The sequence below is a fragment of the Ensifer sp. Root1252 genome (assembly GCF_001425885.1).
GTDB lineage: Bacteria > Pseudomonadota > Alphaproteobacteria > Rhizobiales > Rhizobiaceae > Ensifer > Ensifer canadensis.
This window is the reverse complement of sequence record NZ_LMDT01000001.1, coordinates 845,054-869,371: the sequence shown is the minus strand read 5'-3', so window position 1 is coordinate 869,371 and position 24,318 is coordinate 845,054. Positions and strand designations below refer to the sequence as shown.

At 62.8% G+C, this 24,318-nt stretch carries 25 protein-coding genes; 12 read left to right on the top strand and 13 right to left on the bottom strand.

Annotation, left to right across the window (positions count from 1 at the left end):
- Window positions 1–8: 8 nt before the first annotated feature.
- Entirely contained in the window at window positions 9–827 is an 819-nt protein-coding gene (dapB, locus tag ASD02_RS04310) for a 4-hydroxy-tetrahydrodipicolinate reductase (protein ID WP_025425411.1), read from the top strand.
- Window positions 828–858: 31 nt separating this feature from the next.
- The gene (locus ASD02_RS04305; RefSeq protein WP_025425412.1) at window positions 859–1,494 is read left to right on the top strand and encodes a 2,3-bisphosphoglycerate-dependent phosphoglycerate mutase; all 636 of its coding nucleotides are present in this window, start codon (window positions 859–861) and stop codon (window positions 1,492–1,494) included.
- 51 nt (window positions 1,495–1,545) lie between these two features.
- Here the strand turns inward: ASD02_RS04305 and ASD02_RS04300 are convergent, their stop codons facing one another.
- Together ASD02_RS04300 and ASD02_RS04295 are read right to left on the bottom strand one after the other, a co-directional pair.
- A complete protein-coding gene (locus tag ASD02_RS04300; protein ID WP_025425413.1) occupies window positions 1,546–2,418 on the bottom strand; it encodes a bifunctional helix-turn-helix domain-containing protein/methylated-DNA--[protein]-cysteine S-methyltransferase in 873 nt (290 codons plus the stop codon).
- Between the two features lie 75 nt (window positions 2,419–2,493).
- Window positions 2,494–2,991, bottom strand: a complete 498-nt coding sequence (locus ASD02_RS04295; protein ID WP_025425414.1) for a DUF2244 domain-containing protein — start codon at window positions 2,989–2,991, stop codon at window positions 2,494–2,496.
- A 22-nt stretch (window positions 2,992–3,013) separates the two neighbouring features.
- Between ASD02_RS04295 and nth the strand changes: the two genes are divergently transcribed.
- Window positions 3,014–3,787 carry an endonuclease III gene (gene nth, locus ASD02_RS04290; protein WP_025425415.1) on the top strand — a complete coding sequence of 258 codons (774 nt, stop codon included), beginning with the start codon at window positions 3,014–3,016 and terminating at the stop codon, window positions 3,785–3,787.
- Window positions 3,788–3,829: 42 nt separating this feature from the next.
- Here nth and ASD02_RS04285 read toward each other — a convergent pair whose 3' ends face one another.
- Window positions 3,830–4,423, bottom strand: a complete 594-nt coding sequence (locus ASD02_RS04285; protein ID WP_025425416.1) for a TetR/AcrR family transcriptional regulator — start codon at window positions 4,421–4,423, stop codon at window positions 3,830–3,832.
- 71 nt (window positions 4,424–4,494) lie between these two features.
- On the opposite strand from ASD02_RS04285, the gene ASD02_RS04280 reads away from it, so the two are divergent.
- Both ASD02_RS04280 and ASD02_RS04275 read left to right on the top strand, forming a co-directional pair.
- A complete protein-coding gene (locus tag ASD02_RS04280; protein WP_025425417.1) occupies window positions 4,495–4,923 on the top strand; it encodes a VOC family protein in 429 nt (142 codons plus the stop codon).
- Window positions 4,924–5,008: 85 nt separating this feature from the next.
- Entirely contained in the window at window positions 5,009–6,001 is a 993-nt protein-coding gene (locus tag ASD02_RS04275) for an adenosine kinase (protein ID WP_025425418.1), read from the top strand.
- 55 nt (window positions 6,002–6,056) lie between these two features.
- Here ASD02_RS04275 and ASD02_RS04270 read toward each other — a convergent pair whose 3' ends face one another.
- Window positions 6,057–6,596 (bottom strand): SH3 domain-containing protein, encoded by a 540-nt coding sequence (locus ASD02_RS04270; protein ID WP_025425419.1) that lies wholly within the window; start codon window positions 6,594–6,596, stop codon window positions 6,057–6,059.
- A 189-nt stretch (window positions 6,597–6,785) separates the two neighbouring features.
- On the opposite strand from ASD02_RS04270, the gene ASD02_RS04265 reads away from it, so the two are divergent.
- The gene (locus ASD02_RS04265) at window positions 6,786–7,790 is read left to right on the top strand and encodes a D-glycerate dehydrogenase (RefSeq protein ID WP_025425420.1); all 1,005 of its coding nucleotides are present in this window, start codon (window positions 6,786–6,788) and stop codon (window positions 7,788–7,790) included.
- Between the two features lie 11 nt (window positions 7,791–7,801).
- Here the strand turns inward: ASD02_RS04265 and ASD02_RS04260 are convergent, their stop codons facing one another.
- The 3 genes from ASD02_RS04260 to recF are packed head-to-tail and all read right to left on the bottom strand — an operon-like array spanning window position 7,802 to window position 10,195.
- A complete protein-coding gene (locus ASD02_RS04260; protein ID WP_025425421.1) occupies window positions 7,802–8,269 on the bottom strand; it encodes a GNAT family N-acetyltransferase in 468 nt (155 codons plus the stop codon).
- Window positions 8,269–9,042 carry a molybdopterin-synthase adenylyltransferase MoeB gene (locus ASD02_RS04255; protein WP_025425422.1) on the bottom strand — a complete coding sequence of 258 codons (774 nt, stop codon included), beginning with the start codon at window positions 9,040–9,042 and terminating at the stop codon, window positions 8,269–8,271. Before ASD02_RS04255 ends, ASD02_RS04260 begins: the two co-directional genes overlap by 1 nt.
- A gap of 28 nt (window positions 9,043–9,070) precedes the next feature.
- On the bottom strand, window positions 9,071–10,195 hold the full coding sequence (recF, locus tag ASD02_RS04250) for a DNA replication/repair protein RecF (RefSeq protein ID WP_025425423.1): 1,125 nt from the start codon (window positions 10,193–10,195) through the stop codon (window positions 9,071–9,073).
- 295 nt (window positions 10,196–10,490) lie between these two features.
- Here recF and ASD02_RS04245 point away from each other — a divergent pair, with 295 nt between their 5' ends.
- The gene (locus ASD02_RS04245; RefSeq protein WP_025425424.1) at window positions 10,491–11,135 is read left to right on the top strand and encodes a DUF47 family protein; all 645 of its coding nucleotides are present in this window, start codon (window positions 10,491–10,493) and stop codon (window positions 11,133–11,135) included.
- Window positions 11,135–12,139, top strand: a complete 1,005-nt coding sequence (locus ASD02_RS04240) for an inorganic phosphate transporter (RefSeq protein ID WP_025425425.1) — start codon at window positions 11,135–11,137, stop codon at window positions 12,137–12,139. Before ASD02_RS04245 ends, ASD02_RS04240 begins: the two co-directional genes overlap by 1 nt.
- Window positions 12,140–12,381: 242 nt before the next feature.
- Here ASD02_RS04240 and ASD02_RS04235 read toward each other — a convergent pair whose 3' ends face one another.
- Entirely contained in the window at window positions 12,382–13,281 is a 900-nt protein-coding gene (locus ASD02_RS04235; RefSeq protein ID WP_025425426.1) for a LysR family transcriptional regulator, read from the bottom strand.
- A 159-nt stretch (window positions 13,282–13,440) separates the two neighbouring features.
- On the opposite strand from ASD02_RS04235, the gene ASD02_RS04230 reads away from it, so the two are divergent.
- The 3 genes from ASD02_RS04230 (at window position 13,441) to ASD02_RS04220 (ending at window position 15,896) form a co-directional block, all read left to right on the top strand.
- Complete coding sequence (locus ASD02_RS04230; RefSeq protein ID WP_025425427.1) at window positions 13,441–14,190, top strand: SDR family oxidoreductase; 750 nt, start codon at window positions 13,441–13,443, stop codon at window positions 14,188–14,190.
- Window positions 14,191–14,382: 192 nt separating this feature from the next.
- On the top strand, window positions 14,383–15,018 hold the full coding sequence (locus ASD02_RS04225; RefSeq protein WP_025425428.1) for a DUF1326 domain-containing protein: 636 nt from the start codon (window positions 14,383–14,385) through the stop codon (window positions 15,016–15,018).
- Between the two features lie 5 nt (window positions 15,019–15,023).
- Window positions 15,024–15,896, top strand: a complete 873-nt coding sequence (locus ASD02_RS04220; RefSeq protein WP_113568355.1) for a DUF2182 domain-containing protein — start codon at window positions 15,024–15,026, stop codon at window positions 15,894–15,896.
- Between the two features lie 125 nt (window positions 15,897–16,021).
- Here the strand turns inward: ASD02_RS04220 and dnaJ are convergent, their stop codons facing one another.
- From dnaJ to ASD02_RS04195, 5 genes are all read right to left on the bottom strand, one after another.
- A complete protein-coding gene (gene dnaJ / locus ASD02_RS04215) occupies window positions 16,022–17,158 on the bottom strand; it encodes a molecular chaperone DnaJ (protein WP_025425430.1) in 1,137 nt (378 codons plus the stop codon).
- Between the two features lie 349 nt (window positions 17,159–17,507).
- On the bottom strand, window positions 17,508–19,430 hold the full coding sequence (dnaK, locus tag ASD02_RS04210; RefSeq protein WP_025425431.1) for a molecular chaperone DnaK: 1,923 nt from the start codon (window positions 19,428–19,430) through the stop codon (window positions 17,508–17,510).
- 261 nt (window positions 19,431–19,691) lie between these two features.
- Window positions 19,692–21,923 (bottom strand): transglycosylase domain-containing protein, encoded by a 2,232-nt coding sequence (locus ASD02_RS04205; RefSeq protein WP_025425432.1) that lies wholly within the window; start codon window positions 21,921–21,923, stop codon window positions 19,692–19,694.
- 349 nt (window positions 21,924–22,272) lie between these two features.
- Window positions 22,273–22,503, bottom strand: coding sequence for a hypothetical protein (locus tag ASD02_RS04200; RefSeq protein ID WP_239637561.1), 231 nt, complete (start codon window positions 22,501–22,503; stop codon window positions 22,273–22,275).
- Window positions 22,504–22,602: 99 nt separating this feature from the next.
- Window positions 22,603–22,953, bottom strand: a complete 351-nt coding sequence (locus ASD02_RS04195) for a hypothetical protein (protein ID WP_144239129.1) — start codon at window positions 22,951–22,953, stop codon at window positions 22,603–22,605.
- A gap of 446 nt (window positions 22,954–23,399) precedes the next feature.
- On the opposite strand from ASD02_RS04195, the gene ASD02_RS04190 reads away from it, so the two are divergent.
- A complete protein-coding gene (locus ASD02_RS04190) occupies window positions 23,400–24,287 on the top strand; it encodes a DMT family transporter (RefSeq protein ID WP_025425435.1) in 888 nt (295 codons plus the stop codon).
- The last annotated feature ends 31 nt before the right edge of the window (window positions 24,288–24,318 follow it).

Sequence of the window (24,318 nt, the reverse complement as noted above, 5' to 3'; positions counted from 1 at the left end):
TATCGCCGATGAGCACGACGGACATGAAGCTTGTGGTCGTCGGCGCGGCCGGTCGCATGGGCCAGACGCTGATCCGTATGGTTCACGGCATGGACGGCGTCCGCCTGCATGCGGCCGTCGAACGTCCAGGCTCACCCTTCGTCGGCCGTGACGCGGGCGAACTCGCCGGGCTCGGACCGATCGGCATCGCGATCACCGACAAGCCGCTCGAAGCTTTTGTCGAAGCCGAAGGCGTGCTCGATTTCACGTCGCCGGCCGGCACCGTCGAATTTGCCGGCCTCGCCGCACAGGCACGCATCGTGCATGTGATCGGCACCACCGGCTGCGGGGCGGATGACGACGCGAAGATCCGCGCTGCCGCGCGTCATGCCCGCATCGTCAAGTCGGGCAATATGAGTCTCGGCGTCAATCTTCTCGGCGTGCTGACGGAGAAGGCGGCGCGTGCTCTCGGGCCTGCTGCCTGGGACATCGAAATCCTCGAAATGCACCATAAGCACAAGGTGGATGCCCCCTCCGGCACGGCACTGCTCCTTGGCGAAGCGGCGGCGAGGGGGCGCAGCATTGCGCTGTCTGAAAATTCCGTGCGCGTCCGTGACGGCCACACCGGCGCCCGCCCGCAAGGCACGATCGGTTTTGCGACGCTGCGCGGCGGCTCGGTGATCGGCGAACACTCGGTCATTCTCGCCGGAGAAGGCGAACAGGTGACGCTGTCCCACAGCGCCACCGACCGTTCCATCTTCGCGCGGGGCGCCATTACCGCAGCACTCTGGGCACGCGACCAGAAACCCGGCTTCTACTCCATGCTCGATGTTCTCGGGCTCAACTGACACCATCTCTATCGTCTCAAGGGGAAATCATATGAGCGGCACCCTCGTCCTTGTCCGGCATGGCCAGAGCGACTGGAACCTGAAGAACCTGTTCACCGGCTGGCGCGATCCTGACCTGACCGAGCTTGGCGTCGAAGAAGCCAAGGCTGGCGGCAAGGCGCTCGCCGACTACGGCATCAAGTTCGACATCGCCTTCACCTCGTCGCTGATCCGCGCCCAGCGCACCTGCCAGTTCGTGCTCGACGCCGTCGGCCAGCCGTCACTCGAAACCATCCGCGATCAGGCGCTGAATGAGCGCGACTATGGTGACCTCTCCGGCCTCAACAAGGATGATGCCCGCGAGAAGTGGGGCGAAGAGCAGGTGCATATCTGGCGCCGTTCCTACGACATTTCGCCGCCGGGCGGCGAAAGCCTGCGCGACACCGGCGCCCGCGTATGGCCCTACTACCTGACGGATATCCTGCCGCGCGTGCTGGCCGGCGAGAAGGTTCTCGTTGCCGCGCATGGCAACTCGCTGCGCTCGCTCGTCATGGTTCTCGACCGGTTGACGAAGGAAGAGATCCTGAAGCTCAATCTCGCGACCGGTGTGCCGATGGTCTACAAGCTCAACGCCAATTCGACGGTCGCTTCCAAGGAAGTGCTCGGCGATATGTCGGCTGCCCATTAAGGCAAACTGCAGAGCAAACAAAAGGGGCGCCGGTCGCCCCTTTTTTCGTTCTCAGGCCTTGCCGGCTTCCCATCCGAGGATTGCGCGCTTGCGCGTCAGCCCCCAGTGATAGCCCGTGAGATCGCCGCTCTTGCCGAGCGCCCGGTGACAGGGAACGACGAACGAGATCGGGTTACGGCCGACGGCTGCCCCGACGGCGCGTGAGGCGGTCGGCTGGCCGATCTCGCCGGCGATGGTCGAATAGGTCGTGGCGCGGCCGAGCGGGATCTTCAAGAGCGCCTGCCAGACCCGGATCTGAAAATCGGAGCCGATCAGGAAGATGCGCAAGGGCTCTCCGGCGCACCAGCGTTCAGGATCGAAAATGCGCGCCGCATAACGCGCCGTGGCCGCGCTGTCCTCGACATAGGTGGCGTTCGGCCAGCGATGCGCCATATCCTCGAAACTCTCGTGCTCGCCGCCGCCATCGGCGAAGGCAAGGCCGGCAAGACCTCGATCGGTGATCATCACCAGCGCCGTGCCGAAGGGGGAGGGGTGGTAGCCGTAGCGGATGGTGAGGCCCGCGCCGCGCGCCTTCCATTCGCCCGGCGACATCGCCTCATGGGTGACGAAGAGGTCGTGCAGCCGGCTCGGGCCGGAAAGCCCGATCTCGATGCTGGTCTCCAAGAGTGGCATGTCTTCCTGGCGCAGCAAGCGCTTGGCATGGTCGAGCGTGACCGCCTGCAGGAACGCCTTCGGCGACAGCCCGGCCCAGCGGGTAAAGACCTTCTGCAGTTGCGTCGGCGACTGCTTCAGACGCTTCGCGATCGCTTCAAGCGAAGGCTGCTCGCGATACTCTTCGGTGAGCATCTCGATCACATTTCTCACCGTGTCGTAATCGGTGCCATCAGGCGTGATGTCGGTGGGGAGGGTTGTCGCAATGTTCATCGGTCATCTCCTGTCGTGACACAGGTAACCATGCCGCCAGCGTCGTTGCCACCCGAAACTTGATTGGCCCTAGCGTCAGCGGCGGCGCACGGTGGCAAGCGCCCCGGAAAACGCCGTGGCGAAGGTTTCGCGGTCGTCGCGGTTGAGGAAGGAACCGACATCGGTCCTGTGGCCGCCGCCGCTGATGCTCATCGAGACGATGCCGATCTCCTGATGCCGTGCGATGTTGAAGCGCGCCCAGAACGGATTGAAGCGGTGTTCGATCATCCGGCCCGACGGCGTGAACTTGCGCACCGACACGTCGGTTCGCGAGACGCTGACTTCTTCACGGCTACGCGCCGAGCGGTAGTTCAGCCAGAAAGCACCGAACAGCAGCGCGAAATCCAGCCCGAAGAAGAACACGATCGGCCAGGCGCCGATCACCATGAACACGACCGCATGTACCAGGCTGAGCAGCCCGGCGATCAGGAAAAACACCTTGAACCCCTTAAAGCCCAGGGAGCGATAGGGGGTCAGTTCGGCGCTGAACACCGGCTCTTCGCCGTCAAGCGTCTGATCGTTGCCATCAGTCATGACCATTGACTATAGATGCATCATGAAAAACGTGAAGCCGAAATTGCCGGGCGAGCCCGCGAAAACGAAGCCAGCGACGGGCCGCCGCGCCCCGCGTACCTCAGGCGTCTACAGTCGCGAGGAAATCTCCGAGATCTTCCGACGCTTCTCGATCCAGCGGCCGGAGCCGAAGGGGGAACTGGAGCACGTCAATCCCTTTACCCTGGTGGTTGCCGTCGCCCTGTCGGCGCAGGCGACTGATGCCGGCGTCAACCGGGCAACCCGGGCACTTTTCGCCGTTGCCGACACGCCGAAAAAAATGCTGGCCCTCGGCGAGGAGAAGGTCCGCGACTACATCAAGACCATCGGCCTTTTCCGCAACAAGGCCAGGAACGTCATCGCGCTCAGCGAAAAGCTGATCACCGATTTCGGCGGCGAAGTCCCGCGCACGCGGGAGGAGCTGGTAACGCTGCCGGGCGTCGGGCGAAAGACCGCCAACGTCGTGCTGTCGATGGCCTTCGGCCAAGCGACGATCGCCGTCGACACCCATATCCTTCGCATCGCCAACCGCCTCTGTCTGGCACCGGGCAAGACCCCTGATGAGGTCGAGGCGAAGCTCTCGCGCATCATTCCCAACGAATATCTCTACCATGCGCATCACTGGCTGATCCTGCATGGCCGCTATTGCTGCAAGGCGCGCAAGCCGGAATGCGAGCGCTGCGTCATTGCCGATATCTGCAAGGCACCGGAAAAGACCTGCGATATCCCGGCGCCGCTGGTCGAGTTGCCGCAACAAGTTCTTCCGGTCGCCGGCTGACGCGCGTCTTATATCTGTCTGCGCTGTCGGCCCGAGACTGACTCATGCGGAGATCAGTCGGTCGATCAGATGGCCGATGGCGTCGACGTAGACCTCTGTCGGCGCGCCTTCGGCAATCTCCAGCACGGCGCGGTCGAAGGCGGCTGACAGCAGCGTCGCCATTGCCGTCAAGGCGGCCTGATCGTGGACCTGCGGCGCCATCGCCTCCGCCAGGCCCTCTTCCAGCGTTCTCTGGGCGTTGGCCGCGTCGATCGTCGCCATTTCCCGTGTGCCGAGCACGGCCGGGCCGTCGAGCAGTAGAATGCGGATTCTGCCCGGCTCCGCCATGGCGTCGAAGAAGGCGCGCGCGCCTGTTATCAGCGCCTCGCGCGGCGTCAGGCGGTCGAATGTCGCTTCCTCGATCCTCGCCGCCACGGCACTGGATTCCCGCTCGGCGACGGCGCGAAACAGTGCCCTCTTGTCTTCGAAGTGGTGGTAGAGCGCACCGCGCGTCATGCCGGCGGCAGCCACGATGTCCGGCGTCGACGTTTCTGCATATCCCCTCGCGACGAAGAGACCGTGGGCAGCATCGAGGATCGCGGCGCGCGTCGTGTCGGAGCGCTCGCGATTGGAGCGGCGTGAGGATTTTATTTGCATACATTCAGCCTGTATGTTAATTCAAAAATACATGCAGACTGTATGATGATGCGAGCGCGAGGGAAAGCCCCATGAAATCGACGAGCTACTATCCTGTGATCATGACATCAGACGTTGCAGCAACCGCGGCATTCTACATCGACAACTTTCGCTTCCAGGCGCTGTTCACCAGCGACTGGTACATGCATCTGCAGTCGACGGAATCCGAGACGGTGACGCTCGCCGTCCTCGACTATCGCCATGAAACCATCCCGGAGCGTGCCCGCGCGCCGGTCAGTGGCCTGCTCCTCAACTTCGAAGTCGAGGATCCCGACGCAGTCTATGCCGATTGCCAGGCAGCAGGTCTGCCGATCCTGAAGGCGATCTGCGACGAAGATTTCGGCCAGCGCCACTTCATCACCGCCGATCCCAATGGCGTTCTGATCGACGTCATCAAGCCGATCCCGCCGAGCGCCGAGTTCGCCGCCGCCTATGAGGCAAGCGCATTACCAGCGGAATGATCGCAGCCACGCGTGTTTTGTCTTCCAAATGGCTGGAAAACCGCTATTAACGAACACCGGCCATTAGGGAAACTGGACGGAGTTCATGACAAAATACGACGTGCTGACGATCGGCAATGCGATCGTGGATATCATTGCGCGCTGCGATGACGGCTTTCTGAGTGAAAACGGCATCATCAAGGGCGCAATGAACCTCATCGATGCCGACCGCGCGGAGCTGTTGTACTCGCGCATGGGCCCCGCCGTCGAAGCTTCCGGCGGCAGCGCCGGCAACACGGCGGCCGGCGTTGCCAGCCTTGGCGGACGTGCCGCCTATTTTGGCAAGACGACCAACGACCAGCTTGGCGAGATCTTTGCGCACGACATTCGCGCCCAGGGCGTCTATTTCCAGACCAAGCCGCTCGAAACGGTGCCGCCGACCGCCCGCTCGATGATCTTCGTGACCGAGGACGGCGAGCGCTCGATGAACACCTATCTCGGCGCCTGCGTCGAGCTCGGTCCGGAGGACGTGGAGGCCGATGTCGTCGCTGAGGCCAAGGTCACCTATTTCGAGGGCTACCTGTGGGATCCGCCGCGTGCCAAGGATGCAATCCGCGAGGCCGCCAAGATCGCCCATGAAAACGGCCGCGAAACCGCAATGACCCTGTCGGACAGTTTCTGCGTCCACCGCTATCGCGACGAGTTTCTGGAGCTGATGCGCTCCGGCACCGTCGACATCGTCTTTGCCAACAAACAGGAAGCGCTCGCACTCTACGAGACCGAGGACTTCGATCTGGCGCTGGAAAAGCTCTCGAAGGACTGCAAGCTTGCGGCCGTCACGCTGAGTGAAGAAGGCTCCGTCGTCGTGCGCGGCACCGAACGTGTCCGCGTCGGCGCGACGCCGCTCGCGCAGGTGGTCGATACGACAGGCGCCGGTGATCTCTATGCTGCGGGCTTTCTCCACGGATATACGACCGGTCGGTCGCTCGAGGATTGCAGCAAGCTCGGCAATCTCGCAGCCGGTATCGTCATCGGCCAGATCGGCCCGAGGCCGATGGTATCGCTTGCCGCTGCCGCCAAGCAGGCCGAGCTCGCCTGAGGCGAGCTGCAGCGCCGCGCACCAAATATGACCTATGTCAGAGCGGGCGTAGCCTTTATTTGAAGGCTTCGCCCGGATAGGCGCCCCAGATCTCGCTCTGGACGATCCAGCCTTCGACGCCCTGGGTTTCGATGTGGCACCAGTCGCCATTGCATTCACCCACACGGATGACCACGCCGGGCTCCATGCGCGCAACGATCCCTGCCGTGCTCTGCGGCTCGCGGCGCAGGTTGACGAAGACGCCTTCGCCCTTGCCGCGCATCCATGGCGCGGTGACGGCCGTGCGGTCGCCCGACAGAAGGGCCTGGTTCACCCAGCCTTCCGTGCCGTCGGCGTCGCGGATACGGCGCCAGTTATCGTATTCCTGGATGATTTCCACCGGTACGCCGGGCCTGAGGTAGCGGAACGCCACCGCGTAGTCGACGCTCGGGCCGATGCGCAGGTTGACGCTCTTGGCCTTCAGGCTGACGAAACGCGGCAGCGGCAATCCGCTGGCCCCCTTTGCGGCCTGGGCATGGGCACCCGACGTCGTGATGACCGCGCCGATGCAGGCGGCGATCAACGCTAACGAGAGTTTGGAAATGACGTGACGCATGACGAAGCTCATTTTCCGTGGCAACTTGCAGGCGCAGTTCACCCAGGGCTCTTGGCCGGGGCGTAAATCGCGGGGACGACGCAGCGAGTTTTGTTTGTCTTCCCGACCGGGTCTGGTAGAAATTGCGGCTACAGGGAGAAAGTATCGCCCAACTTGGTTAAGGACCCGTCAACAAGGCCCATCGCAGCAATGACAAGCAAGAAGAAGCCCAAGGTCTACATCACCCGGAAACTGCCGGACATCGTCGAAACCAGAATGCGTGAGCTCTTCGACGCCGAACTGAACATCGATGATACGCCGCGCAGCCAACCAGAGCTTGTGGCGGCGGTGAAGCGCGCCGACGTGCTCGTGCCGACGGTGACCGACCGCATCGATGCGGCGTTGATCGAGCAGGCCGGCCCGCAACTGAAACTGATCGCCAGTTTCTCCAACGGCGTCGACAACATCGATGTCGACGCGGCCGCACGCAAGGGCATTACCGTCACCAACACCCCGAACGTTTTGACCGAGGACACCGCCGACATGGCGATGGCGCTCATTCTCGCCGTGCCGCGCCGGCTCGCCGAGGGTGCGCAGATCCTGACCGATCGCAAGGGCGAATGGGCCGGCTGGTCTCCGACCTGGATGCTCGGCCGGCGCATTGCCGGCAAGCGCATCGGCATCGTCGGCATGGGCCGCATCGGCACCGCGGTCGCGCGCCGTGCCAAGGCCTTTGGCCTGTCGATCCACTATCACAACCGTCACAGGGTCAAGGCCGAGACCGAGGAGATGCTGGAGGCGACCTATTGGGACAGCCTCGACCAGATGCTTGCCCGCGTCGATATCGTCTCGGTCAATTGCCCCTCGACGCCGGCGACCTATCACCTGCTTTCGGCCCGTCGGCTCGCGCTGATGCGCCCGGAAAGCTATATCGTCAACACCGCCCGCGGCGGCATCATCGACGAGACGGCGCTGATCAAGTGCCTGCGCGAAGGCAAGATCGCCGGTGCGGGGCTCGACGTTTTCGAGAATGAACCCGTGGTCAACCCCAAGCTCATCAAGCTCGCCGGCGAGGGCAAGGTCGTGCTGTTGCCGCATATGAGTTCGGCGACGCTCGAGGGTCGCATCGACATGGGCGACAAGGTGGTGATCAATATCCGCACCTTCTTCGACGGTCACCGGCCGCCGGATCGGGTGCTGCCGGGTCGCGATTGATTCGCGACTGATCAAAGCGTCTTGCGCATCTCGATCGAGGTAGGCCGGGTAAAGCCCGGGTGAGCGGTTCTGTCGGTTTCGACGAAGCCCCAGGCCGAAAACGTCCTGTGGTTTTCGGTGAGTTCGATCCGTGTCAGCAGCCTCAGAGCGGCCAAGTGGCGGTCGCGTGCCGCTGCTTCGGCGCTTGCAAGCAACAGTCGGCCGACGCCTTTTCCCCGGCAGGTCGCGGAAACCGCAAGCTTGCCGATATAGAGGCAGTCGGTCTCCGGCTTGCAGAAGATGCAGCCGGCAAGCACTGAGCCGTCGACGGCGACGAAGCCAATTTCTGCCGAAGCCTTCTCGCTCAGCCCCTCAATCGTTAGCGCATGGGCCGAGGATGGCGGATCAATCCGCCCGTCCATATAGGCAAAGGCGTCAAGGATCAGGGCCAGCAATTCCTTGTAGCGATCGAAGGCAGCGTCGATCCTGATGATCTGCATCAGTCTGCGCTCCTGTCCTTGCGCCGGCGATAGCGGATGGTGCTGAATTGCGCCGAGAGAGCGTCATACATCAACAGCCGACCGACGAGTGGCTCGCCGATCCCGGCGATCACCTTGATGGCTTCCATAGCCTGCAATGTTCCGATGACGCCGGTGAGCGCGCCGATGATGCCGGCCTCGGCACAGGAGGGCACGACGCCCGGCGGCGGCGCTTCGGGAAAGAGATCGCGGTAGGACGGGTTCGGTTCGCCATCCGCGCCCGAGCGATAAGGCATCAGCACTGTAAGCGAACCGTCGAAGCGGCCGACTGCACCGGTGACGAGCGGTATGCCGACGGTTGCTGCCGTATCGGCGGCGAGATAGCGCGTGTCGAAATTGTCCGAGCCGTCGATCACCAGATCATATTGGCGCAACAGCGCCTCGGCGTTGTCGGCTGCCAGACGAAGGGGATGCCTCTCGACCACCACATGCGGATTGAGCGCGCCGATCGCTGCCGAGGCGCTCTCGACCTTTGTCTGGCCAATATCGGCCGTGCGGTGGATCACCTGCCGCTGCAGGTTCGACAGCGACACCACGTCATCGTCGACGATGCCCAGCGTGCCGATGCCGGCGGCGGCGAGATATTGAAGAACAGGAGCGCCGAGGCCGCCGGCGCCAATGACGAGAACGCGCGCCGCCTTGAGTTTCTGTTGCCCCCCACCGCCGAGTTCGGGCAGCATGATGTGGCGCGCGTAGCGGGCAATTTCCGATGATTCGAGGCTTGTACTAGTCATGAGCGGACACTTTCCATGATCGGCTCCATCATCCCGATACGCTTCCGTGCTCCACCGTCAGGAACCGGCCGCGATCGCCGAGCGCGTCGAACATCGCACGGTCCGTCCCGGTCATGAAGGCCTGGCCGCCAAGTCCGTCGACGAGATCGAATAGGGCGGCGCGGCGGCCCATGTCGAGATGCGCGGCGATCTCGTCGAGCAGCAGGATAGGAGCGTGACCGGTCATGTCGCCGACGAGGCGCGCATGGGCAAGAACCAGGCCGACGAGCAGCGCCTTTTGCTCGCCGGTCGAGCAGCGCTCGGCTTCCATGTCCTTTTCGCGGTGGCGAATCAGGAGGTCGGTGCGGTGCGGTCCGTCCAGTGTCCGGCCGGCGGCCGCGTCGCGCGCCCGGCCCTCGCGCAGCATGGTGAGATATTGTTCTTCGAGGTCGAAGGCTGGCTTGTGGCTCTCGTCGTCGAGGAAGCCCGCCAGCGCCAGGCGCGCAGATGGAAAGACGCTGTCGCCGGTGTTTCTCTCGACGAGCGCCGTCAGCAGACCCAGCATCTCCTGCCGTGCGAGCGCCATCGACACGCCGAGCCCCGCCATTTCCCGCTCGATGGCAGTCAACCAGGCCGGGTCGGGACGAAAGTCGCTGAGGAGCCGATTGCGGCTACGCATGGCACGGTCGAATTCGCTGGCGCGCTTCCCATGCTCCGGATCGAGCGAAAGCACCAGCCGATCGAGGAAACGGCGGCGATCGGCCGACGGGCCGGTGAAGAGCCCGTCCATGGCCGGCGTCAGCCACAGCACGCGCAGATGGTCGGTCAGCTCATCGACCGTACTCGCTGTCGTGCCGTTCAGCCGCAGGCGTCGTGATTGCCCCTCACTGGTGCCGGCCGTGCCGGTACCGATCTCGACCGGGCCTTCCATGCCCACGACTTCGGCAAAGACCGAGAAGCCGTCGCTTGCGCCGACGCGAGCGACATCGGCATAGGCCGCACGCCTGAGGCCACGGCCTGGCGACAGAAACGACACCGCTTCCATCAGATTGGTCTTGCCGGCGCCGTTCTCGCCGGTCAGCACGACGTGCCTCTGGTCGAGCGCCAGCGACAGCGCCGCATAATTGCGGAACTCGCTCAGCTTCAGGCGATTGAGAAAGACCTTTTGTGGCATTTCGGGTCCGGATTCGACGTCGGCGCCAGTCGCAGCGCCACGCGTCGAACAGGACGTGCAAAGGACGCTGCAACACTTGCTGCATAGCTCCATAAATCGATGCCGATTTAAGGAGCTATGCAGTAGGACGAAAGCGGGCTTTAAGGCAAGACGAAAGGTGACCTGAGTCATTTCCAGGCAAAATTGCGCGATAACGGCGGGGAAAGCCTTATAATCCCAGTCGTTCAGCGCTTTTCTTGATCGCTTGCGTACAATATGACAGCCGCATGACAATCCACGAACGGATATATTTGTGATGCTGGCTTGGTTCCGCAAACTCCTTCCCCGCGAAGACAGCTTTTTCGATCTCTTCGCGCAACATTCGCGTACCGTCGTCGGTGCCGCCGAAGCGCTCGACAAGCTCCTCGCCGGCGGCGACGATCTCGAAAAGCACTGCGACCGGATCGTCGCGCTTGAAGACGAGGCAGACGGTGTCACCCGCGAAGTGCTTCTGGCCGTTCGTCGCTCCTTCATCACGCCGTTCGATCGTGGCGACATCAAGGATCTCATCCAGTCGATGGACGATGCCATCGACATGATGCACAAGACGGTCAAGACCATCCGGCTCTACGAGCAGAAGACCTTCGATCCGGGCATGAAGGAAATGGGCGTCATCGTCGTCCAGGCGGCGCACCTGATCGCCGAGGCCATTCCGCTGCTCAATCGCATCGGCGTCAACCACGGCCGGCTCATCGCCATCGCCGAAGAGGTCACGCGCATCGAAGGCCGGTCCGACGAGCTGCACGACCAGGGCCTGAAGGATCTTTTCCGCCGCTACGGTGCCAACAATGCCATGGCCTACATTATCGGTAGCGAGATCTACGGCGAGCTCGAGAAGGTCGTCGACCGCTTCGAGGACGTCGCCAACGAGATCAGCGGCATCGTGATCGAGAACGTCTGATGGACGCGACGCTCGCCCTGCCGTTGCTCGTCGCCCTCATTGCAATCGCCCTGTTCTTCGACTTTCTCAACGGGCTGCATGACGCCGCCAACTCGATCGCAACCATCGTTTCGACCCGGGTGCTCCGGCCGCAATATGCGGTCATGTGGGCGGCGTTCTTCAATTTCATCGCCTTCCTGTTTTTCGGCCTGCATGTGGCCGAGACGCTCGGACGCGGCATCATCGATCCCGGCATCGTTACGCCGCTGGTGATCTTCTCGGCCCTGATGGGGGCGATCGTCTGGAACATCGCGACCTGGATCTTCGGCATTCCGTCGAGTTCGTCGCATGCGCTGATCGGCGGCCTCGTCGGTGCCGGCCTAGCCCGCACTGGCGGCGATGCCATCGTCTGGACCGGTCTCTTGAAGACGGTCGGCGCCATCGTGATGTCGCCGATGATCGGCTTCTTCCTGGCGCTGCTCCTGATCCTCATCGTTTCCTGGCTGTTCGTGCGCCGGACGCCTTTTGCTGTCGACCGTACCTTTCGGGTGATGCAGTTCGTCTCGGCGTCGCTCTATTCGCTCGGCCACGGCGGCAACGATGCGCAAAAGACCATGGGCATCATCGCCGTGCTCTTGTTCTCGCAGGGCTATCTCGGCTCCGAGTTCTATGTGCCGTTCTGGGTGGTGATCACCTGCCAGGCGGCGATCGCGCTCGGCACGCTGTTGGGCGGCTGGCGCATCGTGCACACCATGGGCTCGAAGATCACCAAGCTCAATCCGATGCAGGGCTTCTGCGCGGAAACCGGCGGCGCCATCACGCTGTTTGCCGCCACCTGGCTCGGCATTCCGGTGTCGACCACCCACACGATCACCGGCGCGATCATCGGCGTGGGTGCCGCCAAGCGTGTCTCGGCGGTGCGCTGGGGCCTTGCCGGCAACATTGTCATCGCCTGGTTCGTGACGATGCCGGCCGCTGCTGCGATTTCGGCGCTCACCTACTTCGCAGTCGATCTGTTCCTGTGACCCTGTCCGCCTCCGGCTGCAATGCCGGGGGCGGGGCTCGCGGTTGGGGAGAGAGCCTCCGCATTGGCGGTGGGACTGAGCGTCATGAGACGATCCAGTTCAGGGAACAGGCGTCCGACTTTCGGTTGCAAGGCTCGTCCGGGATATCCGGCCCGGTCGTGATCGCGACTTGGGCGGCGCCCATCAAGATGTAGCGAATGGGGGTTGCGCATGAACGGTCGCGCCCACAGCCGCGCAGCGGTTCACGGGTCCCAGTGCGGAGGATCGCCAAAGGTCTTCTTCAGATGATCGGTAATTGCCCGGAGCTTGGCCGACGGCCGTCGGCCCTCCGGATGGGCCATGTAGATGAATTCCGGCTCTGGGCGAAAACCGACATCGATCTCGCGAAGCCGACCGTCGCGCACCGCAGGACCGCAGATGAATGTCGGCAGCAGCGCGATGCCGAGCCCGGCGACGGCAGCATCGTGGATCATGTCGCCGTTGTTGATGCGCAGCGCCATGCGGGCGCGGATAACGGTCGAACCGGTCGGCCCCTCGAACCGCCAGTCGGAAGCGCCGCGATTGGTGTAGAAGATACCGCGGTGATCGTTGAGTTCCGCAAGCGAGGCCGGCGTGCCGTTGCGATCGAGATAGTCGGGCGAGGCGACCAGCAGGCGCCTGCTTTTGGCAAGCTTCCACACGACCAGCCGTGAATCGGCGATGATCCCGTGGCGCACGATGGCGTCATAACCCTCCGAGGCGACATCGACCCGGCGATCGTCGAGATCGAGCGTCAATTCGACCTCGGGATGTGCCGCCAGAAAGGGGTAAAGGGCAGGCCCGAGATGCAGATGCCCGAAACTGACCGGGGCGGCGATCCGCAATGGTCCGGTCAGCGTCCCGCGGCGCTCCGCCAGATCGCTGGCGGCGGCCTGCACCTCGCTGACGATCCGCACCGCGCGCTCGCGAAAGGCGATGCCATCTTCGGTGAGAGTCAGCTTGCGCGTCGTGCGATGCAACAGCGTTGCGTTCAGGTGGCGTTCCAGGTCCGAGACCCGTTCGCTGATCACGGATTTCGACAGCCGCAGCCGGCGCGCCGCCTCGCTGATCGAGCCGGCTTCCGCAACTGCGACAAAGGCAGCAATTCCTTCGATCTTCAGCATCGTTCGGCATTTCCGAATTCGAGTTCCATCATTGGCAGACTAATCCGAACGGCAATCTTCGGCCATATCTATTGGCAACGAAGGACGGCGGTCGATGGAAAGAAGACCGGTCCCAAGCCAACCCAACAGCCAGGCCAACCCAAAAGAAGGAATTCCATCATGCCACGTTTGCACAACAAGACCGCGCTCATCACCGGCGGCACCAGCGGCATCGGCCTCGAAACGGCGCGCCAGTTCATCGCCGAGGGTGCCCGGGTCGCCGTTACCGGCACCAATCCGAAGAACATTGCCGAAGCACGCAAGATACTCGGCGAAGGCGCCGTCATCATCCAGGCCGATGCCGGCAACGCCGCCGGACAGGCGGCGGTTGCCGAGCAAGTCAAGGCCGCCTTCGGCCATCTTGACATCCTCTTCGTCAACGCCGGCATCGCCAAGCTTCAGCCGATCGAAAAATGGGACGAAGCCAGCTTCGACCAGTCGCTCGCGATCAACGTCAAGGGCCCGTTCTTCCTGATCCAGGCGCTGCTGCCGATCTTCTCCAACCCCGCCTCGATCGTGCTCAACACCTCGATCAACGCCCATATCGGCATGCCGACCTCCAGCGTCTACGCGCTCAGCAAGGCGGCGCTCCTGTCGCTTGCCAAGACGCTTTCGGGCGAACTGATCGGCCGCGGCATTCGCGTCAATGCGGTCAGCCCCGGCCCGATCAAGACGCCACTGCATGACGGACACGGTGCCACGCCTGCCGAAAACAAGGAGATCGTCGCATCGATCGCCGCGCAGATCCCGCTCGGCCGCTTCGGCGATGCAAGCGAGATTGCCAAGGCAATTGTCTTCCTCGCCTCAGACGAGGCCGCCTTCACGGTGGGCGCCGAACTGATCATCGATGGTGGCATGGCCACGCTCTGATACTCACCTGTCTGTTGCCGCCGCGCGCGTTCGATCGCGCGTGGCGGCAAAGTCCTGTTCGTCATCGACGGCACGCCGCGGGCGGCGTTGGCAGGGCGCCCGGAGGAGAGTATATTCTTGAAACCTAATAAGTCGTCGAACAGTCGAGCGGAATGAAGCAGATCCCACACCGATCAGATCCGGGAGGAGACGATGACGAGTGTCAATTGGACGATCAAGGGTCGAGAATTCATTCATTGCAATTGCGCCTATGGCTGCCCCTGCCAGTTCAATGCGCTGCCGACCCACGGCAATTGCTGCGCCGTCGGTGGATTTGAGATCGAGACGGGCCATCACGGCGACACGCGCCTCGACGGCTTGAGATGCGGGATCATTGCGGCTTGGCCCGGTGCAATTCATGAGGGCAGGGGTGAGGTCGTGCCGATCGTCGACATCCGTGCCACGCCGGCCCAGCGCGAGTCGCTGCTGCGCATCATGAGCGGCCAGGATACCGAGCCGGGAGCAACCTTCTTCCAGGTGTTCGCCACCACCTTCGAAACCTTTCACGACCCGGTCTTTGCCGAGATCGACTTCGACGTCGATGTCGGCGCGCGGACAGCACGGCTGAATGTGCCCGGGTGGATCGTGGCGCGTGGCGAGCCGATCTTGAACCCCGTGACCGGAAACCCGCATCAGGCACGCATCAACCTGCCGCAGGGCTTCGAATACGACGTCTGCGAGGTTGGACGCGGGTGGGCCGACACGAAGGGGCCGCTGACGCTGTCCATTCCGGATTCGCACGCCCATTTCGCCAGCATGCATCTGTCTGAAAGCGGCGTGGTTCACTGACGCCCATGGCCGACACTGCGCTCGAAACGCTTTTAAGGCGCGACCGGCTCATCGTCGTGGTCTCGCTGTTGGCGCTGACCGGAATTACCTGGCTCTATATTCTCTGGCTGGCAGTCGGCATGGAGGCCATGGCGCACGTGCCGGCCTCTGGCGATGGCATGAGCGGCGACATGGCGATGGGCACAGACGAGGGCATGGCCATGGACATGTCGCCGGGTGCCATGGCGTCGATGGCCGACGTCGCCTTCCGTCCCTGGAGTGTGTCGACCTTCGCCTATGCCTTTGTCATGTGGGCGGTGATGATGGTCGGCATGATGACGCCTTCGGCAACGCCGATGATCCTGCTCTTTGCCCGTGTCGGGCGGCAGGCGGCGCTCGACGACAGGCCGTTTGCCGCGACCGGCTTTTTTGCCGGCGGCTATCTCACCGCCTGGGTCCTGTTTGCGGCTCTGGCGACGCTCGGGCAATGGCTGCTGGAGTCTGCTCTGCTGCTGACGCCGATGCTGGCGAGCGGCAGCCGTATTCTCAGCGGCATCATCCTGATTTCGGTCGGACTGTTTCAATGGACGGCGTTGAAGGACGCCTGCCTAAGGCAGTGCCAGGCGCCGCTCATGTTCATCCAGAGCCATGGCGGCTTTCGCCGCGATGCCGGCGGCGCCTACCAGCTCGGTCTTCTTCACGGCCTTTATTGTGTCGGCTGCTGCTGGGCGCTGATGGCGCTCCTGTTCATCGGCGGCGTGATGAACGTCCTGTGGATCGCGGTGATCGCGATTTTCGTGCTCGCCGAAAAGGTGGTGCCCGGCGGCCGGATGCTGTCCCGCGTCGCGGGAGCCGCGGTCGTCATGGCCGGGCTGTGGCAGCTTGCGGCCATGACGTGATCCTACAGCGCCGCGCGTCTTATTGGACGCGCAAAGGTCGCTGTAGCACTTTGAATTGCTGCATGTTTTTATCCTTAGATCGGATAGGATCTAAGGAAACATGCAGTAGGGGCAACCGCTGAGCGTCAGTCGCTCAGCGTGTCGAAGAAATCCTTCATCCGGGCGAAGAAGCCGGCGGATTCCGGATTGTTGTCCTTCGACGAGATCTGCTCGAATTCCTGTAGCAGCTCGCGCTGACGCTTGGTCAGCTTCTGCGGCGTCTCGATCTGCATCTGGATGTAGAGATCGCCGGTCTGGCTGGAACGTAGCACCGGCATGCCCTTGCCCTTCAGGCGGAACTGCTTGCCGGCCTGGGTGCCTTCCGGCACGGTCACGCGCGACTTGGTGCCGTCGAGCGTGGTGACGTCGAACTTGCCGCCAAGCGCCGCCGTCGTCATCGAGATCGGCACGCTGCAATAGAGATCGGCGCCATCGCGCTGGTAGAACTCGTGCGGCTTGACCGAGAGGAAGATGTAGAGATCGCCCGCTGGTCCACCGCGCAGGCCCGCTTCCCCTTCGCCGGAGAGGCGAATGCGAGTGCCGTCTTCGATGCCGGCCGGAATGTTGACGGAGAGCGTGCGCTCCTCGGTGACGCGGCCCTGGCCGTGGCACTTGGTGCAGGGATCGGTGATCGTCTGGCCGCGGCCGCCGCAGGTCGGGCAAGTGCGCTCGATCGAGAAGAATCCCTGGGCGGCGCGTACGCGGCCCGAGCCTTGACAGGTTCCGCAGGTCTTCGGGCTGGTGCCAGGCTTGGCACCGGACCCGGTGCAGACGTCGCAGGTGATCGAGGTCGGCACCCGGATCTGCGCGGTCTTGCCGGAATAGGCCTCTTCCAGCGAGATTTCCATGTTGTAGCGCAGATCGGCGCCGCGCTCGCGGCCACCCGATGAACGCCGCTGGCGCCCGCCACCCATCATCTCGCCGAAGATGTCTTCGAAGATGTCGGAGAAACCGCCTGCGCCACCGGCGCTACCGCCAAAGCCGTTGCCCATGCCGCCCTGCTCGAAGGCTGCGTGGCCGTAACGATCATAGGCCGCGCGCTTCTGCGGGTCCTTGAGCGTCTCGTAGGCTTGGTTGATTTCCTTGAAGGTCTTTTCCGAGGCGGCGTCGCCGGGGTTCTTGTCCGGATGATACTGCATCGCCAGTTTGCGGAAGGCGCTCTTCAGCTCCTTCTCATCCGCGTTCTTGGCAACGCCAAGCGTTTCGTAAAGATCACGTTTCATTCTTCAAAGATTGTCCTGTTGACAAGGCGTGCCAGCGCGGGGGCCCGGCGGCTGCCTGGTTACCTTGCCACAGGATTTAGTAAACCTTGAAGCGCGATACCATAGCCCATCGGGCCGCGGATGCGGTTTTTTGTCGGAAAAATGACGTTTCTGCCGGTCTCGCGCCCGGTAGACCCGCTTTGGGTGGCACTCCTGCCCCCAGGGATGCTCTGTAGCGGCGGTTTCAGCGGCGCGGGCCTCACGGGCCCGTCGTCCTTCAGAGGCTGTCTGGCGCAGGCGCCTGAGGGGTAAAAAGGCAACAAAAAAGCCCGGGTCGCCCCGGGCTTTTCCGTCTCTAGGAGAGGGCGACTTAGGCCGACCGCTTGCGATCGTCTTCGTCGTTGACTTCTTCATAGTCCGCGTCGACGACATCGCCGTCGCGCGCGGCGTCAGCGGCGGCATCCGCATGGGCGGCGTCCGTCTGCTGGGCCTCGTAGATCGCCTGACCAAGCTTCATGGAGACTTCCATCAGCGTGTTGGTCTTGGCCTTGATGTCTTCGGCGTCCGGCTCGGAAGCCTCGACGGCGGTCTTCAGCGCGGCAATGGCGTCGGAGATCGCGTTGCGGTCGGTTTCCGAAACCTTGTCGCCGTAGTCCTTCAGCGACTTTTCCGAAGAATGGATCAGGCTTTCTGCCTGGTTCTTCGCTTCCACGCCTTCGCGGCGCTTCTTGTCGGTTTCGGCATTGGCTTCGGCGTCCTTGACCATCTTCTCGATGTCTGCGTCGGACAGGCCACCGGATGCCTGGATGCGGATCTGGTGTTCCTTGCCCGTACCCTTGTCCTTGGCCGATACCTGCACGATGCCGTTGGCGTCGATGTCGAAGGTCACTTCGATCTGCGGCATGCCGCGCGGTGCCGGCGGAATGCCGACGAGGTCGAACTGGCCGAGCAGCTTGTTGTCGGCTGCCATTTCACGTTCGCCCTGGGAGACGCGGATCGTCACGGCCGACTGGTTGTCGTCGGCGGTCGAGAAGGTCTGCGACTTCTTGGTCGGGATCGTCGTGTTGCGTTCGATCAGGCGGGTGAAGACGCCACCGAGCGTTTCGATGCCGAGCGACAGCGGGGTCACGTCGAGCAGCAGAACGTCCTTGACGTCGCCCTGCAGAACGCCGGCCTGGATCGCAGCACCCATGGCCACGACTTCATCCGGGTTCACGCCCTTGTGCGGCTCCTTGCCGAACAGCTGCTTTACGGTTTCCTGGACCTTCGGCATGCGGCTCATGCCACCGACGAGAACGACTTCGTCGATCTCGGCAGCCGAAACGCCGGCATCCTTCAGCGCGGCCTTGCACGGAGCAACGGTGCGCTGGATCAGGTCGTCGACAAGCGCTTCGAACTTGGCGCGGGTCAGCTTCATGGTCAGGTGCTTCGGACCGGAGGCATCCGCCGTGATGAACGGCAGGTTGATTTCGGTCTGCTGCGACGAAGACAGCTCGATCTTGGCCTTTTCGGCCGCTTCCTTGAGGCGCTGAAGAGCGAGCTTGTCGTTCTTCAGGTCGATGCCCTGTTCCTTCTTGAACTCGCCGGCGAGATACTGGACGAGACGCATGTCGAAGTCTTCGCCGCCGAGGAAGGTGTCGCCGTTTGTCGACTTCACTTCGAAGACGCCATCGCCGATTTCGAGAACCGAGATATCGAAGGTGCCGCCGCCAAGGTCGTAGACAGCGATCGTCTTGCCGTCCTTCTTGTCGAGGCCATAGGCGAGCGCGGCAGCGGTCGGCTCGTTAATGATGCGCAGCACTTCGAGGCCCGCGATCTTGCCGGCATCCTTGGTTGCCTGGCGCTGGGCGTCGTTGAAGTAGGCCGGAACGGTGATGACGGCCTTTTCGACCTTTTCACCGAGGTAGGATTCGGCGGTTTCCTTCATTTTCTGAAGGATCATGGCGGAGATCTGCGACGGCGAGTAATCCTTGCCATGCGCTTCGACCCAGGCGTCGCCATTGTCAGCCTTGGTGATCTTGTAAGGAACCATGTCCTTGTCTTTTTGCGTGGTCGGATCCTGGAAGGTCCGGCCGATCAGGCGCTTGATCGCAAAAAGCGTGTTTTCCGGGTTGGTGACGGCCTGGCGCTTTGCCGGCTGGCCAACGAGACGTTCGCCGTCTTCGCTGAACGCCACCATCGAGGGGGTCGTGCGCGCACCCTCGGCATTTTCGATGACCTTCGCATCTTTTCCGTCCATGACGGCGACGCAGGAGTTGGTCGTTCCCAAGTCAATACCAATAACTTTAGCCATGTCGTTCTCTCCTTGCAGCGGACTGTCGGAACCCGGTCAGGCATTCGTGAGACAGTCCCTAACGGGATGGTCTTTGGATTTCTTCGCAGCGGTGGCTGCGCCGATGCGGCGTATATAAGGACCGGCGTTTCGGACTGCAAGGCATTCTGCGGGGCGATTGGGGGCAAAAGCAAGCCTGCGATTGGCGTGCGGCCTACAATAGATGCTCGACCCGCGGCAGGGGCGGCTGCAAACTGCCAGGACGGCGCCGTTTGCGCCGCCTCAGCCGCCCGTCAGGATATCGAAAAGCGTCGTGCGCTTGGTGGCGCCGGTGGTCTCGCCGACGTCTGCCGGCGGCACCATGCCGCCACTGCCCTCAGGCAAAGGCCGGGTCTGCTGCACGGCGGCCGAGCCGTCGACGCCTACAGGCGGCTCAGGAAACGCGTTCGGGTCGCCGGAAAGCATGTCGCCCGCCGCGGCAGGCGCACCTCCGTCATCGAAGACCGGCTGCACCCCGGTTGTGCCGAACAGCGGCGAGGGCGAAAGGCCATCATGTGCGGCCACCATGAAGTCGTGCCAGGCCTTGGCCGGAAGGCCGCCGCCGGTGACCTTCTTCATCGACTTGCCGTCGTCATTGCCGAACCAGACGCCGGTGGTGAGGTTCGAGGTGTAGCCGACAAAAAGCGCATCGCGGAAGGATTGAGTGGTACCGGTCTTGCCGGCCGCCTCCCAGCCCTTCAGACGCGCCTTCTTGCCGGTGCCGTTGGTCAGCACCCGCACCATCATCTGGTTCATTTCGCTGACGATGGCCGGATCGAGCACGCGCGGCGGGTTGTCGTAGGTGTTTTCGTAAAGCACCGTGCCATCGGCCTTCGAAATCCGGCGAATGACATGCGGCGTCGCCTTGAAGCCACCGTTCATGAACGGGGCATAGGCCGAGGTCAGTTCGACCAGGCTCACTTCCGAGGTGCCGAGCGCGATCGAGGCGTTGGCTTGCATCTCGGAATCGATCCCCAGGCGATGCGCCACCTTCACCACGTTCTGTGGGCCGACCTCCATCACCAGCTGCGCGGCGATGGTGTTTAGCGAGTTGGCGAGCGCGTCGGCGAGCGTAACTTCGCCGCGGTATTTCTGGTCGTAATTCTCGGGCGTCCAGTTGCCGATTCTGACCGGGCCGTCGTTGCGGATCGACATCGGCGTGCGGCCGATCTCAAGCGCTGCCGCGTAGACGAAGGGCTTGAAGGCCGAGCCCGGCTGGCGCTTGGCCTTGGAGGCGCGGTCGAACTGGCTCTCGGCGTAGTCCTTGCCACCGACCAGCGCGCGGATGGCGCCGGTGCCGTCGATCGAAACGAGGGCTGCCTGCGAGGCGTCGAGCTTGGCGCCGTCGCCCGCAAGCGTGGCGCTGATCGCCTCCTCCGCCTGCTTTTCCAGATTGAGGTCGATGGTGGTGTCGACGATCAGGTCTTCCTTGACGTCGCCGATCATGCCGGGAAGCTGGTCCATCACCATGTCGGCGACATAGTGTTCGGCACCCGACCAATAGCTCTTGGCCTTGGTCGGCGTCTGCGACATCGCCGTCTTGATCTCGCTGTCGGTAACGAAGCCTTCCTCGCGCATGGCGCCGAGCACGACCTGGGCGCGCTCTTCCGCGGCCTTCGGGTCACGGGCGGGCGACAGGCGGGAAGGCGCCTTCAACAGGCCGGCCAGCAGCGCCGCCTCGCCGAGGTTCACGTCGCGCGCCGATTTGTTGAAGTAGCGCCTCGACGCCGCCTCAACGCCGTAGGCGTTCGAGCCGTAGAACACCCGATTGAGGTACATCGCCAGGATCTGGTCCTTGGAATATTTCTGCTCCAGCCAGAAGGCGAGTAGCACCTCCTGAACCTTTCGTTCCAGGGTCCGCTCCGGCGACAGGAACAGGTTCTTGGCAAGCTGCTGGGTCAGTGTCGAGCCGCCCTGGACCATTCGGCCGGTGGTGACGTTCGTCAGCATGGCGCGCGCCAGGCCCAGAGGGTCGACGCCGAAATGCGAATAGAACCGGCGATCTTCGATGGCGATCACCGCCTGCGGGATATAGGGTGACATGTTTTCGAGCGACAGCGCTTCGCCGCCGGTCGTGCCGCGATTGGCGATGATGTCGCCATTGACGGAGAGAATCTTGACGTTGGGCGGACGCTCGGGGATCGACCAGCTTTCAGCACTCGGCATGCGCGCGCCGTAATAGAGCACCAGGCCGCCGACGCCCATCGCGCCCCAGATGCCGAGCACAATGCACCAGTAAAACAGCGTGCGCACGAGACCGATGAAACCGCCGCCTCCGCCCGAGCCGCGGCGCGTTCCGCCGCGCTTGCTGCGCTGAGCCTTCTTCTTGGGCGCAGGAGCCGATTTGCCACGCGCAGGTTTGCGGCTGCCGCCGGTCACGCGATCGCTGGCCTCGATGCGAAAATCGTCATCGTCTTCGGCGTTGCCGCCGAACGAGGGCTCGATCCGTTGTCCTGACTTGCCGCTTGCTGCCATGCCGTTTGGATTTACCCCTCATGCCGCATTGCGGGCGCCCAGTCGTCCGCCCCAGCAGCGAACGCAATCCTAAAGGCGGGGAAAAATTGATCGCTCGACCCGCCATGGCGATGCGGTGAACTTTAAATGCGGCAATTTAAGGGGGGGTTAAAAACCGAATTGTAAAATATGCATGGTCTTCAACAGCTTGCCGGATTTGAAGCCCCAGGCTTTGCCGCTTCGTTCGCGCACGCCTGCCAGCATCAATCGCGCGGAGCCACGCGCACGCGCCATCATCAACAGCGGAGGAATTGGCCGCAGTTGCCGCCGACGTGCACGATCCGGCATTGTGTCTGTGTCGATGCCGGCCCTATTCGGCGGCCTTTTCGTCCTGAACCACGCGATCGGTCTTTTTCAGGAGCACAATTTCTTCGGACGTCGGCTGGCTTTCCGTCGTGATGCTGGCGGTGGTTGTTGTCGTATCGACCGCTGCATTGGTCTTGGCGTGATAGGCGCATTCGGCAAATGCCGCGGAGGCGGACAGGCCGACGGTGGCCACAGTCACCAGAATGATCTTCATGATCTTCTCCTTCTCGCTCACGCGTGAAATCCTAACCTGCAACGCGAGCCGCTCGAAATCACGATTTTGTTCCGGCGGAGGCTGCGCCAGGGTTATGGAGGTAGATCGAACGTCGTTGCTCTACTCGATCGAACTCCTGAGCGGTGTTTCGCCGACGAGCTTCGCCTGCTTGCTGCGGTCTGGTTCGGTGTACTCGTAAAGCCATTGGCTGAAAGGCAGTCGCAGCAGGACGGTCTTTGCCAGCTTGTTGGTAGCCATCGCATCGCAGTCGCGCGCCGGGTAGGCCTGGCGGGTACACATCGCTTGCGGACTGTCGACCAGGCGGTAGCCGTGACCTTGAAAGACCAGTGTGGTCATCGCGGTCAACCGGTACGAACCGGGCGGCACAACAACGAGGCGCAGGCTGGCAAGCCAGGTCGTCAGAATCAGGAGAACGATGATCGCGGTCGGGACCTGGAGCAATAACTTCAAGAAAGAGCCTGCAATTCCTAGGTGCAATGGCATCTAAGGAACCAAAAACGCCCGCATGTCTAGGAAGATGTGCGCCGTCATATCGGCTATCTTCAGTTGTGGTTTGCAACCTTTAACGCCAATCGCCACTCATATACGCAACCGGTAATAGATTGCGGACATGATTTTGGGTGAAAATTGTGCGATGCAACAAATCCGCCCTTGAAAATATTGCGACGCATGATTATTGTAACACTTATCGAAGCGCTGCACCTCCTCCCGCGGCGCCCGATGCGGATCGGTGGCACTCCTCCTCCCAGTCACCGGTCAAGTTTGAGAGCCCCGTGCACCTCCTCCCGCGCGGGGCTCTTTTCATGTCTGGACCCCCGCGCTCGTAACGAAAGCACCTGAACGGCGACGCAGATTTTGCTGGTCCTGTCGGTGTTGCGGGTGTATCGGCGCGGTTCATGGGCTCCAAGGCAAACGGCTATATCTACGCGCTCCTCGCCATCGTTATCTTTGCGATCCAGGACGGCATCTCCAAACATCTGGGCAGTGTCTATCCGCCGGTCTTCGTGGCGATGATCCGCTATTGGGCCTTTGCCCTGTTCGCCGTGGCGCTGGCCGCCCGCGCAACGGGAGGGCTCAAGCTGACGGCGACGACGAAACAGCCATTGCTTCAGGTACTGCGCGGGCTGCTGCTGCCGCTGCAGATCGTCATGATCATTACCTCTTTCACGATGGTTGGGCTGGCGCATTCGCAGGCGATCCTTTCAGCGACACCGCTGTTCGTAGCGCTTCTGTCGATGCCGCTTCTGGGCGAGCGTGTCGGCTGGCGCCGATGGCTGGCAATCTCGGTTGGGCTCATCGGCGTACTTCTGATCCTGAAACCGGCCGAAGGCGCGTTCGAACTCACATTCCTGTTGCCCTTGGCCGCAGCACTTGTCTTTGCCCTCTATGTCATCGTCACGCGGCTGGTCAGCCGCGACGATCCGGCGATGACGAGCTTCTTCTACACCGGCATCGTCGGCGCCGTGGCGATCAGCCTTGTCGGCCCATTCTTCTGGACGACGCTGTCGCCACCCGATTGGGGTTGGATGCTGCTCTTGTGCCTCACGGGAACCACGAGCCATTATTTCCTCATCCGTGCCTATGACGTGCTGGACGCGGTCGCCGTCCAGCCTCTGACCTATCTGCAGCTGGTCTTCGCGTCGATCATGGGCGTCAGCCTCTTCGGTGAGACGCTGACCACCAACATGGTTGCCGGCTCGGTGCTCGTGGTTGCGGCCGGCATCTTCACCGTCTGGCGCGAGCGCGTCGTTGCCCGCCGCAAGGCGGGCCTGCCGTCGACCTGACGCGATATCGATATTTTGGCGAATCTTGCTA

What these genes read in the sequence shown, in the direction of transcription:
- ASD02_RS04260 (WP_025425421.1), bottom strand. Translation starts at nt 8,269, where the DNA reads ATGCAGATCATCAGGATCGACGCTGCCTTCGATCGCTACAAGGAATTG.
- dapB (WP_025425411.1), top strand. Translation starts at nt 9, where the DNA reads ATGAGCACGACGGACATGAAGCTTGTGGTCGTCGGCGCGGCCGGTCGC.
- ASD02_RS04225 (WP_025425428.1), top strand. Translation starts at nt 14,383, where the DNA reads ATGACGAGTGTCAATTGGACGATCAAGGGTCGAGAATTCATTCATTGC.
- dnaK (WP_025425431.1), bottom strand. Translation starts at nt 19,430, where the DNA reads ATGGCTAAAGTTATTGGTATTGACTTGGGAACGACCAACTCCTGCGTC.
- ASD02_RS04270 (WP_025425419.1), bottom strand. Translation starts at nt 6,596, where the DNA reads ATGCGTCACGTCATTTCCAAACTCTCGTTAGCGTTGATCGCCGCCTGC.
- ASD02_RS04245 (WP_025425424.1), top strand. Translation starts at nt 10,491, where the DNA reads ATGCTGGCTTGGTTCCGCAAACTCCTTCCCCGCGAAGACAGCTTTTTC.
- ASD02_RS04205 (WP_025425432.1), bottom strand. Translation starts at nt 21,923, where the DNA reads ATGGCAGCAAGCGGCAAGTCAGGACAACGGATCGAGCCCTCGTTCGGC.
- dnaJ (WP_025425430.1), bottom strand. Translation starts at nt 17,158, where the DNA reads ATGAAACGTGATCTTTACGAAACGCTTGGCGTTGCCAAGAACGCGGAT.
- ASD02_RS04295 (WP_025425414.1), bottom strand. Translation starts at nt 2,991, where the DNA reads ATGACTGATGGCAACGATCAGACGCTTGACGGCGAAGAGCCGGTGTTC.
- nth (WP_025425415.1), top strand. Translation starts at nt 3,014, where the DNA reads ATGAAAAACGTGAAGCCGAAATTGCCGGGCGAGCCCGCGAAAACGAAG.
- ASD02_RS04275 (WP_025425418.1), top strand. Translation starts at nt 5,009, where the DNA reads ATGACAAAATACGACGTGCTGACGATCGGCAATGCGATCGTGGATATC.
- recF (WP_025425423.1), bottom strand. Translation starts at nt 10,195, where the DNA reads ATGCCACAAAAGGTCTTTCTCAATCGCCTGAAGCTGAGCGAGTTCCGC.
- ASD02_RS04265 (WP_025425420.1), top strand. Translation starts at nt 6,786, where the DNA reads ATGACAAGCAAGAAGAAGCCCAAGGTCTACATCACCCGGAAACTGCCG.
- ASD02_RS04190 (WP_025425435.1), top strand. Translation starts at nt 23,400, where the DNA reads ATGGGCTCCAAGGCAAACGGCTATATCTACGCGCTCCTCGCCATCGTT.
- ASD02_RS04305 (WP_025425412.1), top strand. Translation starts at nt 859, where the DNA reads ATGAGCGGCACCCTCGTCCTTGTCCGGCATGGCCAGAGCGACTGGAAC.
- ASD02_RS04220 (WP_113568355.1), top strand. Translation starts at nt 15,024, where the DNA reads ATGGCCGACACTGCGCTCGAAACGCTTTTAAGGCGCGACCGGCTCATC.
- ASD02_RS04285 (WP_025425416.1), bottom strand. Translation starts at nt 4,423, where the DNA reads ATGCAAATAAAATCCTCACGCCGCTCCAATCGCGAGCGCTCCGACACG.
- ASD02_RS04255 (WP_025425422.1), bottom strand. Translation starts at nt 9,042, where the DNA reads ATGACTAGTACAAGCCTCGAATCATCGGAAATTGCCCGCTACGCGCGC.
- ASD02_RS04230 (WP_025425427.1), top strand. Translation starts at nt 13,441, where the DNA reads ATGCCACGTTTGCACAACAAGACCGCGCTCATCACCGGCGGCACCAGC.
- ASD02_RS04235 (WP_025425426.1), bottom strand. Translation starts at nt 13,281, where the DNA reads ATGCTGAAGATCGAAGGAATTGCTGCCTTTGTCGCAGTTGCGGAAGCC.
- ASD02_RS04280 (WP_025425417.1), top strand. Translation starts at nt 4,495, where the DNA reads ATGAAATCGACGAGCTACTATCCTGTGATCATGACATCAGACGTTGCA.
- ASD02_RS04240 (WP_025425425.1), top strand. Translation starts at nt 11,135, where the DNA reads ATGGACGCGACGCTCGCCCTGCCGTTGCTCGTCGCCCTCATTGCAATC.
- ASD02_RS04300 (WP_025425413.1), bottom strand. Translation starts at nt 2,418, where the DNA reads ATGAACATTGCGACAACCCTCCCCACCGACATCACGCCTGATGGCACC.